Origin of the sequence: Natrialba swarupiae, from assembly GCF_008245225.1 — an archaeon.
GTDB lineage: Archaea > Halobacteriota > Halobacteria > Halobacteriales > Natrialbaceae > Natrarchaeobius > Natrarchaeobius swarupiae.
On sequence record NZ_VTAW01000005.1, the window covers coordinates 20,597 to 34,467 of the forward strand.

At 60.7% G+C, this 13,871-nt stretch carries 11 protein-coding genes and 1 tRNA gene; 2 read left to right on the forward strand and 10 right to left on the reverse strand.

Annotated elements, in window-relative coordinates; translation table 11 throughout:
- Positions 1-4 precede the first annotated feature (4 nt).
- The 3 genes from sucD to FYC77_RS05785 all read right to left on the reverse strand — a co-directional run bounded on the left by sucD (position 5) and on the right by FYC77_RS05785 (position 2,881).
- Complete coding sequence (gene sucD / locus FYC77_RS05775; RefSeq protein WP_149080556.1) at positions 5-877, reverse strand: succinate--CoA ligase subunit alpha; 873 nt, start codon at positions 875-877, stop codon at positions 5-7.
- Complete coding sequence (gene sucC, locus FYC77_RS05780; RefSeq protein ID WP_149080557.1) at positions 874-2,022, reverse strand: ADP-forming succinate--CoA ligase subunit beta; 1,149 nt, start codon at positions 2,020-2,022, stop codon at positions 874-876. Before sucC ends, sucD begins: the two co-directional genes overlap by 4 nt.
- Before the next feature lie 340 nt (positions 2,023-2,362).
- Entirely contained in the window at positions 2,363-2,881 is a 519-nt protein-coding gene (locus tag FYC77_RS05785) for an Rrf2 family transcriptional regulator (RefSeq protein WP_149080558.1), read from the reverse strand.
- 196 nt (positions 2,882-3,077) lie between these two features.
- Between FYC77_RS05785 and FYC77_RS05790 the strand changes: the two genes are divergently transcribed.
- Positions 3,078-3,944 carry a UbiA family prenyltransferase gene (locus FYC77_RS05790; protein ID WP_238386796.1) on the forward strand — a complete coding sequence of 289 codons (867 nt, stop codon included), beginning with the start codon at positions 3,078-3,080 and terminating at the stop codon, positions 3,942-3,944.
- Positions 3,945-3,952: 8 nt separating this feature from the next.
- Here FYC77_RS05790 and FYC77_RS05795 read toward each other — a convergent pair whose 3' ends face one another.
- From FYC77_RS05795 to FYC77_RS05825, 7 genes are all read right to left on the reverse strand, one after another.
- Positions 3,953-4,180 (reverse strand): DUF5795 family protein, encoded by a 228-nt coding sequence (locus FYC77_RS05795; protein WP_149080559.1) that lies wholly within the window; start codon positions 4,178-4,180, stop codon positions 3,953-3,955.
- Between the two features lie 75 nt (positions 4,181-4,255).
- Entirely contained in the window at positions 4,256-4,504 is a 249-nt protein-coding gene (locus FYC77_RS05800; protein ID WP_149080560.1) for a HalOD1 output domain-containing protein, read from the reverse strand.
- 98 nt (positions 4,505-4,602) lie between these two features.
- Positions 4,603-6,318: a winged helix-turn-helix transcriptional regulator gene (locus FYC77_RS05805; RefSeq protein ID WP_149080561.1), complete on the reverse strand. Its 1,716-nt coding sequence runs from the start codon at positions 6,316-6,318 to the stop codon at positions 4,603-4,605.
- A gap of 174 nt (positions 6,319-6,492) precedes the next feature.
- Complete coding sequence (locus tag FYC77_RS05810) at positions 6,493-7,617, reverse strand: putative sodium/potassium/calcium exchanger (RefSeq protein WP_149080562.1); 1,125 nt, start codon at positions 7,615-7,617, stop codon at positions 6,493-6,495.
- Positions 7,618-7,896: 279 nt separating this feature from the next.
- Positions 7,897-9,846 (reverse strand): PAS domain S-box protein, encoded by a 1,950-nt coding sequence (locus FYC77_RS05815; RefSeq protein WP_149080563.1) that lies wholly within the window; start codon positions 9,844-9,846, stop codon positions 7,897-7,899.
- 122 nt (positions 9,847-9,968) lie between these two features.
- Entirely contained in the window at positions 9,969-12,191 is a 2,223-nt protein-coding gene (locus tag FYC77_RS05820; RefSeq protein WP_149080564.1) for a PAS domain S-box protein, read from the reverse strand.
- A gap of 669 nt (positions 12,192-12,860) precedes the next feature.
- Positions 12,861-12,935, reverse strand: a tRNA-Glu gene (locus tag FYC77_RS05825).
- A 180-nt stretch (positions 12,936-13,115) separates the two neighbouring features.
- Here FYC77_RS05825 and FYC77_RS05830 point away from each other — a divergent pair.
- Positions 13,116-13,853: a fumarylacetoacetate hydrolase family protein gene (locus FYC77_RS05830; RefSeq protein WP_149080565.1), complete on the forward strand. Its 738-nt coding sequence runs from the start codon at positions 13,116-13,118 to the stop codon at positions 13,851-13,853.
- Positions 13,854-13,871: the final 18 nt, after the last annotated feature.

The window sequence follows — 13,871 nt, forward strand, 5'->3', positions numbered from 1 at the left end:
GCGTCTACGAGAGGAACTCTTCGATGTGGTCGGCGACCTCCTCGGGAGTGTCACCGACGGGGACGCCAGCGTCGTTGAGCGCCGAAATCTTGCTCTCTGCGGTGCCGGTCCCGGAGCCGGAGACGATCGCACCGGCGTGACCCATACGCTTGCCCGGCGGCGCGGTTCGGCCGGCGATGAAGCCAGCGACGGGCGTGTCGACGTGTTCGTCGATGAACGCGGCCGCTTCCTCTTCGTCTTCGCCGCCGATCTCACCGCACATGACGATGGCTTCGGTCTCGTCGTCGTTTTCGAACAACTCGAGGGCGTCGACGAAGTCGGTGCCGATGATCGGGTCGCCGCCGATACCGATCGCGGTCGTCTGGCCGATGCCGCGATTGGTGAGATTGTCGACGACCTGATAGGTCAGCGTCCCCGAACGGGAGACCAGCCCGACGTTGCCGTCGGCGAAGATGTTGCCGGGGAGAATGCCGAGTTTCGCCTCGCCGGGCGTGATGAGCCCGGGACAGTTCGGGCCGATGAGTCGCGTGTCGGTCTCGGTGAGACGTTTGTTCACCCGAGCCATGTCCTGGGTTGGAATACCCTCCGTGATCGCGACCGCCAGCTCGAGGTCGGTGTCGAGTGCCTCGAAGATGGCGTCGCCTGCAAACGCCGGCGGGACGAAGATGACGGAAGTGTCGGCGTCCTCCGCTTCGACGGCCTCGTCGACGGTGTCGTACACCGGAACGCCGGCGGCTTCCTGCCCGCCCTTGCCGGGGACCGCGCCGGCCACGACGTTGGTGCCGTACTCGATCATCTGTTCGGCGTGGAACTTGCCTTCCCCGCCGGTGATACCCTGTACCACGACGCGCGTCTCGTCGTCGACTAACACACTCATGCTTCCACCTCCGCAGCGTACTCGACGGCACGCTGAACTGCATCCTCGAGGGTCTGTTCGACCGTCACGAGGTCCTCGTTGAGAATCTCCATCCCTTCTTCCCAGTTCGTCCCAGCGAGGCGGACGACGACCGGCTTCGGAATCTCGTCGAACTGCTCGAGTGCCTCGTTGATCCCCTTGGCGACCTCGTCGCCGCGGGTGATGCCGCCGAAGATGTTGAAGACGACGCTATCCACGTTGTCATCCGAGAACACCATATCGAGCGCGTTCGCGATTCGGTCCGCTTTCGCGCCGCCACCGACGTCCAAGAAGTTCGCGGGTTCGCCGCCGTAGTGGTCGACGAGGTCGAGCGTCGTCATGACGAGTCCCGCACCGTTACCGATGATACCCGTGTTCCCCTCGAGGCGAACGTAGTCGAAGTCGTACTCGTCGGCTTTCTGCTCGAGTTCGTCGCCGCTCGCGGCCTCCTCTTCCATTTCCGCTAACTCGGGCTGGCGGAACAGCGCGTCTTCGTCGATGTTCATCACGGCGTCGGCCGCGATGACCTCATCGTCGTCGGTGACCATCAGCGGGTTGATCTCGGCGTCGGAGCCGTCGCGGCTCGTCCAGAGATCGTAGAGCGTGGTGAGCACGCTCGAGACGTCACGAGCGACGGCGCTGTCGACGCCGGCATCGTAGACGGCTTTCCGCGCCTGGTAGGGATGCATGCCGAAGGACGGGTCGATGTGTTCCTGTGCGATCGCGTCAGGATCTTCCTCGGCGACCTCCTCGATGTCGACGCCACCTTTGGTCGAGACCATCGCCACGGGTTTCCCCGCGCCGCGGTCCATCGTGATCCCCACGTAGAGTTCGTCGGTGAAGTCGACCGCTTCCTCGACGAGGACCTGTCCGACGTGATAGCCCTTGAGATCCATCCCGAGGATGGTGTCGGCCGCCTCGCGTGCTTCGTCTTCGTCGTCGACGAGTTCGATGCCGCCGGCCTTCCCACGGCCGCCGACCTGTACTTGCGCTTTGATCGCGACTGGATACCCGATTTCCTCGGCCGCGGCGACGACGCCGTCGACGTCGGAGGCGAGTGCTGACGCCGGCGTCGGAATCCCGGCGTCGGCGAAGACATCTTTCGCCTGATATTCGTGGAGTTTCATAGCCATTCGAACGGCGGTTCCCACCTTGCTTAAATCCTGTTAGTTTCCACTCGCTTTCCGATTCAGCCGCCGAGTCTCAACTCCGATACCGACATCTGTGCGAACAATCACGACTATTCGGGCGGTTCCAAACAGTATTTCAACGTCGACGGGACAAACGCGCCCAGTCGTCCGGACTCATCGGTATCTCCCGGCCGAATCCGATAGGGAGTATCGTCGCTAACCGACGGGTTCTGTTCCCCGTCTGTCGTCGCTGTCTCTCGATTCGGCACAGAAACACGATAAACGCAGACGAGAACCGTATAGAACCGAAGACGGTCCGAAGCACAAGCGCGGCTGGCTACGAACCGGGGGTCTCGAGTCGCGCAACGTTGAGCAAGACGTGGTTTCGAGACGGTTCGACTGCCTCGATTTCGCCGGCGATCAACAGACCGACGTGGGGTATCGCTCCGATCGCGATCGCATCACCCTCCCCGAGCGTCTGAACCGACTCCTGAAATCGAATTCTCGCTCGACAGAGCTCCGGGTGATGGACGTTCGTAAACGTGATACCGTCGACGACCGCATCGACTCGGTCGAACTCGCGCGCGAGAACCGCCGTTTCGGGGTCGTCGACCGGACGTCGATCGAGGATATCGTAGGCCGCGTCGGTCGGCTCGTACCCGCCGTGTGGGCCGGGAACTCCCTCGACGAGTCCGAGCGAGTTCAGACTCGACATCTGATTGCGGACGGTTCGCGGTTCGCGATCGACCGTCTCGGCGATCGTCTTCGCCGGCACGGGAGACCCCTCACCCTGATAATCGTTGACCAGCGCGGTGAGGATCGCTCGCTGGCTGGACGTCAGATCGATCGTTACCATCTTGTCGATAATTCGTGGTCCGCGGTAAAGAGTCCGGCGCAGGGACAACATAATTGCCAAGTCCGTTCAGCCGCTAGTGGCGTTCCAAGCCTGCACTGCGAGGTCGAACCGACTCACGCCACCGAGTTCGGCCCGGCAGCCGACGCTTGGGAGGGTACTACGTGATCGAACGGAACCGACCACGGACAGAACCGACGTGACAACGCCAAATGGTGGACCTCGGTCGCGGTGGCCATCGTCGATACGGACCGTACTCCGCACGCTGGTCCATACGAACGTCTTCATCTCGCTCGCGACAGTCAGCGTCGCGATTACGACGGTCTCGCTCACGGACCTGCCGTTCGATCCCTTCCCGCTGTTTATCGTCTTCGCCGCGACGATGTTCGTCTACAGCATCAACCGAATCACCGATCTCGAGGAAGACGAACGAAACGTTCCGGCGCGTGCATCGTTTACGAAACGGTACGGTCGGCTCTGGCTCGCGGTCGGGTCGGTTCTCTACGTCGGTGCGATCGCGGTCGCCGTCGTCCTCGGAATATCCGGTGCGGTGTACTTGCTCCTCCCGGCCGCGGTAGCAGTCGCCTACTCGGTCGGCATCAAACGCGTCTTCCTCGTCAAGAACTGTTTTGTCGGATTCGCTTGGGCGGTGATCCCGCTCGGCGTCGGCTACTACTACGGGCAGCTCCCGAGCGTCGAGATCCTCTTTCTCGCCGGGTACGTCGGCGTGATGATCACCATCGCGGCGGTCGTCTTCGACGTCAAAGACATCGCGGGCGACCGCGCGGAGGGGATCGCAACCGTCCCCAACACGGTCGGTCCCCGTCGAACACGTCTCCTCTCGGCGGCCGCAACCGTCGTCGTCGCCGCGGCAGTCCTCGCCCTCGTCGCGGCGAGTGTGCTCTCGAGTCGGTACCTCGTCGTTCTCGCGATGAACGGCTATGTCCTCTGTTACGTTCCGTTCGCGACACCGGATCGCGGGCCGCTGTTCTACGGGTTCGTCGTCGACGGCGAACACGTCTTTCTCGCCGCGGTCGTCCTCGTCTGCGAGTGGCTCGTCTGGTAGCCGGTAGATCAGTCTCGATCGGTGTCGCTCCACGAACAGTCCTGGCACTTCTGGCCGACGACGAAGGCGGTGACCGAGGGCATGTACCCCACCGATAGAACGTCACCGCCGCAATCCGGGCAGTCGCGGTCGGCTTCCGAGATCGATTCGGCCTCCATCACCGGCTCACCCTCGATCAGTTCGGCGAGCGTCTCTGCGGTAACCATTCGACCCTGAACGACGCGATTTTCGCTCACGAGTCGTACTGCGAACGCCATCTCCCTAAGCGTTTCCAGGGAGACGCGGGTCGGTCCGTCGGTGAGAACCCCGAGCTATTCGATCGTCACGACGGCCGTGGTTCCGAACTCGACCGTGACGTCGTATCCCGCGTACCGAAACGCGACCCGGCCACTCCGGTCGGTTCCGCGTCGCGTCTCCGCGAAGACCGACGACAGTGCATCGGGATCGATCGTCCGGTAAAGCGGCGGGAGCACGATGGGGTCGACGCCCTCGAGTTTCGCGACTTCGACGACGATCCGGTCACAGATCCCGACGGACTCGAGTTCGAAGACCCGTTTCATTGCCACCCATCGCCACACGCCGAGTTAATAGATTTCGATATCGTTTTGCATCGGGACGACCCCTCGTCGCGACCACACTCCGACGAGATCGTCCCGGATCAATCAGCACCCTCGCCGGCGGTCACATCGGGCCCAACGGGACCGGAACCGGGACCGGACGGTGTCTCCACACCCTCATCGCCGGCCAGCATCCCCTCGACGTCTACGGCCAGTCGATTGACGACCGAACGCCCATCCCGTTCGCGTTCGACGAGACCGTCCTCCTCGAGACGCTCGAGGTGGTGAGTCACGGTGCTCGGATCACGATCGAGCGTCTCTGCCAGACCGCTAACCGAATCTGGCCCTTCGGTAGCCAACGCATGGAGGACGGCGGCCGTCGGCTCGTCGTTGAGCGCGGCGTCGAGTTCGTCCGACTCGGATCCGATCGGGAAGTAGCGGCGACGGCCCCGGATGTTCTTTCGCGAGATCAGATTCTCGAACTCGAGAATTCTGAGGTGGTATCGCGCGGTCTGCATCGGGACGTCCGTCTCCTCGCCAATTTCCGCGAGATACGTGCCAGGAGAGTCCCGAACGTGGTCGTAGATCGCCGAACGCGTCTCGTGCTCGAGGGGATCGTCGTCGCTGAACCGTTGATAGCCAAGCAGGGCGAACAGTCGCGTCGCCCACTCACGAAGCACCGCCGTCGCCGTCGAGAGCAGTGATCCACCCCCACCGCCGACCGAGCCCGCCGAAAGGAGTGCAGTCGTCCCCACTCGTCGAGCCACGAGGGCAGCGCCCGCTGCTCCGGCACCGATCGCGACGCCAGCACCGGCGCCAGAGCTGGGAACTGATCCGCCCCCAGAGTCGTCGTCGCTCGGTTCGGACGCCGTCCAGTCCGTCGACTCGTCGGCGGTATCCGTCCGTTTGGATGCAGTGGATTCCAGTCGTTCGCTGTCGGCGTCGGCACTCGTCGTGGCGTTCAGTTCGGCGTCCACGGACGACGGGTGTTCAATCGATCCGTTCGCCGAAATCGACCCCTCGATCGAGACGTTGACACGATCGCCCTCCGAGAGCGTCCCCGAAACGTCGACTCGATCCACCTCCGAAAGCAACTCGTCGACCGCCGTCCGAATCGCCTCGTCGGTTTCGTTCGTACTCTCGCTCGAAAGGATCTGCTCGAGGTCGGTCTCGAGTTCTTCGGCGGTTCGGTTCGCACTCTCGTTCGAGAGAATCGCCTCGAGGTCGGCCTCGAGTGCCCCGATCGTCTCGTCGACGTCGTCGCTCTCACTGGTCGCTATCGAATCGGAGTCGTCGTCAATCGTCGAATCGATGGGGTCGAGACCCGAACCGTCGGTAGCGGCTGCATCCGTCGTCCCGGAGGAGTCGGTATCCGTGTCGTCCGTATCACCGGCGGCCGTATCGGTGTCTCCCGCATCCGTGGTGTCGGAATTACTGTCGTCAGTGTCGCCGTTTGTGACGGTATCCGTACCAGCGTCGGTGTCACCGTCCGTATCAGCGTCAGTGTCGACATCGTCGGAGTCAGTATCTACGTCGTCCGTTCCACTATCGGTATCGTCGGAACCGGCCTCGGTATCGAAGTCGTCCGTATCACTGCCGATCTCGGTATCGAAGTCGTCCGTATCTCCGTCGGTATCCGTGTCGTCAGTGTCTGTATCGTCGATATCACCGTCGTCCGTCGCGACCGTGTCGTCCTCGTCAGTGACGTCACTCGTCTCGAGCGACGCGACGCCCGCCTGCGCTCCGAACGTACTCGCTGGAGCGGCGAAGAGAAGGCAAATAACTGATGCAATAACGAGTGTTTGGGTTACTCGCATTCGTTTCACCCGATGTTCTTCCTCGTGAGGGGAAATTGCGTTCCAACGGAAAGTCGTTTTTGGACGAATCAGTAACACGTAGACCAAAATCGAAGTGAGAAGTTCGTCGAGTGACAGGGATAACAGTTCATACGGAGCGGGTCGATCCCACGATTCGGGGTGAGTGTGGGGGCGTCACCCGCTCGTGTGGGTCCAAGTCTCTCCCTCGGTCTCGCTCGTCGCCGACGCGTCCTCGTCGTTCTCGTCCTCGTCGGCACCATCGTCGCTACCAACCTCGAGGTTACCCTCGCTTTCGGTCTCGGAGTCGACGTCAACTCCGTCGCCGTCGGACTCGCCGCTTACGTCGACGCTCGAGGAGCCGCTGGCTTCAGCCGAGGATCCGTCATCAGCGCCTTCGTCACTGTCTCTCTCGTCTTCGTCTGCGTCGCCGGTGCTGACCTCGACGCTGGTTTCGCTCTCGGCTTCCGTACTGACTCCGTCGTCGACGTCTACATCGACGTCTGCGCTCGAGGAGCCACCGGCTTCGGCCGAGGATCCGTCGTCACTTCGGTCCTCGTCATCGTCGGAAGCCCCGTCGCTAGCCTCGTCGGCACCCGACTCGACAGATGCGCTGCTTTCGGCGTCCGCCTCAGCCGATCCGCTCGAGGTGAAGACGCTGACCGTGCTCTGGAACGTCGAGGCGATCCAGGCGGCGAAGCCACCGTCTTCGTCGACCTCGTCGGCCTGTGATTCGTCGGAGTCGCCGTTGTCGTCGTTCTCCGACTCGTCTGCTTCGGTCTCGTCTTCGGACTCATCGACGTCGTCACTTCCCGACTCATCGGCGTCGTCGCTCTCCGATTCGTCGGACTCGTCAGCGTCGTCGGATGCCTCATCGTCGTCGTTCCCTGCCTCGCTCGAGGCGGAGCCTTCGCTCTCGAGTTCGATGGTGATCGTACGCTCCTCGCCGTGGTAGGCGGACAGCGTCACGACGCCCGAGACGGCGGCATCGTCGGTCTCGATCTCGAACGCGACCGTCTCGTCGACGTCGGGGGTCGGCAGGACGACGGTCCCTTCGGCGTCGGACTCGTACGTTCCGGCCGCTTCAGCGCTTCCGTTACCGACCGCGGAAACGGTGACATCCGCACCGGTGGCGGCCGAGCCGGACCGTTCGATCGTTGCCAGCGTCTGCTCTTCGGTCGTTTCGATCGTGACCGTCATCGATTCCTCGGCGGTCGCCTCGCCGGCCGCCGCAGCGGGTCCAACGGCGGCAATCACGAGCACCAATGCAAGTGCGACTGCGGGTAGTTTGTTCCGGATCATTGCACTCGAAGCATGACCGAGGTATTGAAAGAGGGTTCTCACAGATCCGTCCAAACGTTCCCCATCCGTCAGCATGCCAAGATAAATCGACGGCGACAGCGTTCTCGAGGGGCGGTCCGGCGTTCACATCGGCGGCGACCGACGGCAACCCGTCCGCGATCGATCCACTTCCCGACCGCGGGGACAGCCGGTACCACCACGGAACGGACCGGAATCACTTCGAGAGTAACAAACAAAATATCATACTGGGTAGGTGATCGGATGTATTTGAAGTTGGTCCTACCAGAACAAAACAGTCGGTCGCTTCGATGCATCCGCAACCGTCTGGTCTGCCTCTATCGCTGGCAGACGAATAGTCGCACAGGAACCAGTACCGTCCTTCGGATGAACCTCGAACGAGCCCCCGTATCGAGTCACACACCAATTCACCAACCAGAGTCCGAGGCCGGATCCGTGTTCTAGATCGTGTTCTTCGCCGTGGGAAATCACGTCGGCTTCCATTTCGTCGATGCCAGGCCCGTTGTCCTCGACGGACAGGATAATCCACTCGTCATCGGCGACGAGTTCGATTTCGACGCGAGGCTCCCGGGAAGTGTTGTGCTTTACTGCATTCTCCACGAGCTCCGAAACTGCACTGGTGATTTCACTACCAGCACAGATATCCTTCTCAGTGTGCACGTCCGTGTCGATGACGACGCGTGGGAATTGCTCCCGATACGATGAGACGATCTTTGCCAGCAACGAGTCTGGATCGAGTCGTGACGGTTTCACGTCCCGTGAAGCTGCGTCTTCCAGTTCTCGTGCGCGTTCGCCGAGTTCGATCGACTCCTCGCCGACGTTTCGAATGTCGTTTCCGATTTCGGCGGGCGTCGTATCGTCATCGGTTTCGAGGAGGCGAGTGAGACCGGTAATCACCTGCATGTCGTTGCGAAGGTTGTGACGAAGCACTCGATTGAGTACTCTGACCAGGTGCTCTTGCCGTCTCCGACCAGTAACGTCGTTCTGAATGCCGAGGAAATGTGTCACATCTCCCGCCTCGTTTTTGACCGGCGCAACCCGAACCTCGTTCCAAAACGGAACTCCGTCCTTGCGGTAATTTACGAGTTCCACGACGGTTGGCTCACACGCTTCGATGCTCTCTCGTAGCTCCGTCACCACTGTGGGATCGGTTTGTTCACCCTGCAGAAAGCGATAACTCCGACCAGTTACGTCGGCGGGATCGTAGCCCGTTATTTGCTCGAATCCTCGGTTCGCATACACGATCGGATTTCCCGGCTGCTGGGCATCGGCGATGGTGATCCCGACGTGTGCCTCGTCGATCGCTTTGTTTTTGAGTTCGAGCTCGCGTTGGGAGCTCTTCTGTTGGGTAATGTCACGTCCAACACCATGTACACCGACGATTTCTCCACCTTCCGTTTCTGGAGTCCCATTGACTTCGAGCACGACCGTCTCGCCCGTTGCCGTGGTTAGTTCGAGTTCGACAGCGTCGATATCGTCTCCCTCGAGAAGAGATTCGAACGCAGCCAGCGCACGCTCGGCCGATCGCTCGGTGTTGAACGTTGTAAACGGCTCACCGATCATCTCCTCGGGCTCGTAACCCAAAATTCGCTCGGACGCAGACGAGACGTAGGTGAACTGTCCCTCGAGGTCGAATCTAAAGAGGAGGTCGGAGGTTGTATCCGCGATCGCTTTGAACCGATCCCGTTCACGTTCGAGATGGCGACTCCGTGCCTCCAGTTCCTGTTCGTATCGTTTTTGTTCAATCCGTTGCCCAGCCAGTCGAGCAACTAGTTCGACGAACGTTTTCTCTGCAGTATCGAACTTGGTCTCGCGTTTTGTATCGCCAGCAAAGCAAACGGTGCCGTACACGTCGTCTCTGACGAGGACTTTCGATCCAATATACGCCTCGAGGCCGAACGTTCGTACTGCCTCATCAGTGATCGTCTCCGACTGTGATGCACACTCTATTGCCAACGCACTGTCTTCGGTTATCGTTTGTTGACAGTATGCCTTCTCGAGCGGACAGCTCGCCCCTTCCTCAATCGGTTCGTGGTCAGCCACGACGTGAACGAACGTCTGTGAGCCCTGGGAGACCTCCGTGAGAAAACCGATCGGAAGCTCCAAATATTCACAGCCGAGCCGGAGTGCCGCCTCGATGGCGGGTTCGAGTTCACGGTTCGAATCAAAAAACGTCTGATAGAGTCGCTCACGATACTGTTCTACAGTCACGAGTTCGAATACTTACGTTCGAACTAAAGACATTCTGTTTCCCCCACCAGCTTGCCACAGATACCACTCACTGTATGCCTGTACAGCCACGAACGACAGGAGACGCTCTCCCACGATCACCGTCAGTATTCAGTTCTGGCCTCCCCACCGAACCCAACACCTGAGAACTCGAATCGGACACCACCAGCAGTTCCATCAGTTATGTCGAGATTCCAGCCGTGTGCCTCGGCGATCGTCTGAACGATCGAAAGTCCGTAGCCGGTTCCGTCCGGTGACGACGAATAGCCGGCTTCGAACACGTGCTCTCGTGTCGCTTCCGGAATTCCTGGGCCGTCGTCCTCGACGTAGAACCCATCGTCCAGCACACCGACATCAACGGTGACGTCCGATCCACCGTGTTGAATCGCGTTCCGAAACAGGTTCTCGAACAGTTGCTGGAGTCGGTCTGGATCGGCCTCGATTGTTCGATCGACGCTCCCGACCAACCGTGCCTCCTTCGTATCGACGTGTCTCCACGCATCCTCGACGGTGTAAGCGAGATCGACCCGACGTGTCTCGCCGATTTCGCGCCCTTCACGCGCTAGCCAGAGCAGATTCTGGATGATTCGCTCCATGCGATCGTGAGATTGCTCGACCTCCTCGAGGTGTGTCTCGTCGCCGGTATCTCGAGCGAGTTCGAGATGTCCCCGGGCAACCGAGAGTGGATTTCGCAGATCGTGTGAAACGACGTTAGCGAACTCCTCGAGGCGGCTGTTCCGTTCCGCGAGTTCTCCCTCTCGCTCGATCCGGCTGAGCACTTCTGTAAGTGCCGACGAGAGCACTTTGGCGAGGGTCTCGTCGGTGTCGTCGAACGCGCTGGGCTCTTTCGACCCGATCAACAAGACGCCGTGACCTCCGAGCGGAAGCACCAGCTCACTCCGTATCTCGGTGTCGGGATTGTACACGTCCGGGTGCTCTCGAACGTCATCACATCGCTCTGCGTTACCCGATTCGAATACCGTCCACACGATTCCTTCGCCTTCCTCGAACTCGGGGAAGTCATCGAGTACAACATCCGCGTGCTCCGAGGTGACGACTGACTGCAGCGTGTGAGTCGACTCGTCGTACAGACAAAACCCGTGCAGGTCGAACTCCAGGAGATCGGTCAGCTGGGTGCTCACCAACTCGTAGACGTCGTCTTTCGATTCGGCGTCCAGCCATTCGGTTGTCGCCGTGTACAGTGCCTGCAACTGGCGCTCACGACGCTTTTGCTCGGTGATTTCGGCATTGACGGCGACGAAGCGAACGATCTCTCCCATCTCGTCCGTGATAGGGGCGATGGTCTGATTGACGACGTAGCGGCTCCCGTCTTTGCGCTCGTTGATCAGTTCGTTCTGCCAGTCTTCGCCAGCGAGGATCGTCTCCCACAGCTGGTCGTAAAACTCGTCGTCGTGCTCGCCGGACTGGAGGAGCCGTGGCGTACGACCGATTGCCTCGTCTGCAGTATAACCGGTAACCTCTTCGAACGCCGGGTTCACGTAGAGGATCTCCTCGTCAGAATCCGTGATGTAGATCGAGTGCCCAGCGTGTTCGACCGCTTCACGGAACGCTTTCAACTCCTGTTCGCGGTGTTTTTCCTCGGTGATGTCGCGGATGAGCGCGATTACCCGATCCCGCCCGTTGATGGTGGCAGGCTTCAGCCGGACGTCGGCTCGGAACTGCATGCCATCGCTGGTTTCACACACCCACTCGACACGTTGTGGGCCCTCTTCGGCAGTTCGGCGGACCCATTCGCGGGCAGTTCGTTCCGACGCTGGCTGGACGGCTGCACTCAACTCTTCGATGGCACACTCACACGCTTGCTCGTGGGAGTACCCCCAGTGCTCACAGACCGCTCGATTGACGTCGACGACGTCCCCGGTCTCGGGATCGTGGACGATAATCGCGTCACCGATCGCCTCGAACAGGTCTCGGTAGCCAGTTCGCGAGTGGTATCGGTCGATTGCGTCGTCGATACGAGCGGCCAGCAGATCGAACTGTTCGTCGCCTCCCTTCTGAACGTATTCGGAGACACCGGAAGCGATTGCTTCACTCGCGACAGTTTCCGATCCCGCGGCGGTAAAGAGAATAAACGGGAGGTCGGGATGGGTATCACGGACGTACTCGAGAAACTCCAGTCCATCCATCCCCGACAGCTGATACGCGCTCACGATGCAATCGAGCGTTCGATCGGCACAGATTTCGAGCCCCTCGCTCGCGGTCGCTGCCGTGATCAGGTCCACACCGGGCAGCTCTCGTGTACAGTACTCTCTCAGCGCATCACGGCTCGACGGAGTGTCGTCGACGTAGAGGACGCGTCGTCTCATCTGACGGAGCTAGCTCTCGAGGTCGTCTCGAAACGGTCATCGTCGACGCTTCCCGCAGGCTGGAAACTGGATAGACCGCATCTCACCGCATATCCAGCGGGCACCGGGACAGAAGACGTATCCGAGTGATTGCCTGGTAGCGTCCGAGATCCGCACTGTAGGGTCGAATTCGGTGGCGTGAGTCGAGTCGATCCTGCAGTCGGCCCGTGGGTGGGTACTGTGCCCACGACGCCGTTGCCCTGCTGGTCAGCGAACTGATCAACTCCGATAATGTCACCTTCGTGTCGACTTCTCGTCTCTATTCGTCTTCCCACTGTTGCCCCCCGATTTCCAAGAACTGATTCGTGCGAAGACTCATTGATCCGTGTACTCGTTGCTCACTCTTAGGATTTCTGAGAACCACCACCCATCACTATTAGTATCACCACATTCGGCAGTCCCCATGCCGAATCGTTTTACTGTCTATTTACGTTCACTACCGGCTTAGATTACGCGACGGAACGAGTCGATCCGTATACGCTCATCAATCCACACTCATCTACTCTGACCCGCGAGAGAAATGCTTCGTCTGGGGTTTGACTCACGCCCAGACGTGCGCTCCGCTGCGTGGGCTGGTCTAATTCAAACCCAGGGTTACATTTTCGGCTCACGAGTTTGTTCGCCGAAAAATGCTCCGTCTGGGATTTGAACCCAGGTCATCGGCTCGAAAGGCCGAAATGATTGGCCGGACTACACCAACGGAGCGTGCGTTCGTACGCACTCACAGGTTGCCGAGGGCTAATAAAAAGCGTTCCGTTCCAGAGGCGTCGTGACACGCACCGACACACCCGAGCCGAACGATAGCCGTCCGTCGAAGCGTCGACTCGAGACGGGGACACCACCGCCATCTCAACGCTTTTCACGCCGGCGACGCATCACTCGGTCATGAAATACGTCCGATTTCGCGATCCGGCCGGCGCGATTCGCCGCGGCGAGTACGAGAACGGCCACGTCCAGTTCGCGGACGAACGCTACAGCCTCGAGAGCGACGAGATCGACGTCCTGGCGCCGTCCGAACCGTCGAAGGTCGTCTGCATCGGCCGCAACTACGCCGCTCACATCGACGAGATGGGCTCCGAGACGCCGGATCGGCCACTACTGTTTCTCAAGGGACCGAACGCCGTCGCCGGTCACGGGGATACCGTTACCGCCCCCGCCGGAAAGGATCGGATCGACCACGAGGCCGAACTGGGCGTCGTCATCGGCGAGCAGTGTCGCCACGTTCCCGAATCCGAGGCGATGGACGTCGTCGAGGGGTTTACCTGCGTCAACGACCTCTCGAACCGCGACGACCAGGAGCAAGAACAGAACTGGATCCGCGGCAAGGCGTTCGACGGCGCCGCGCCGATGGGGCCCGTCCTCGCGACGCCCGACGAGGTACCCGACGACGCGACCGTCGGTGCACGCGTCAACGGCGACCGCAAACAGGACGGCTCGCTCGCACAACTCATCTTCACCATCCCGGAACTGATTGCCGAGATTACGACCTATCTCACCCTCGAACCCGGCGACGTCATCGCGACCGGCACCCCGGAGGGTGTCAGTCCGCTTTCCGACGGCGACACGGTCGAGATCGAAATCGAGGGCGTCGGGACGCTCGAGAACACGGTTCGGGTTCCGTAGGCCACGTCCGGATCGGTC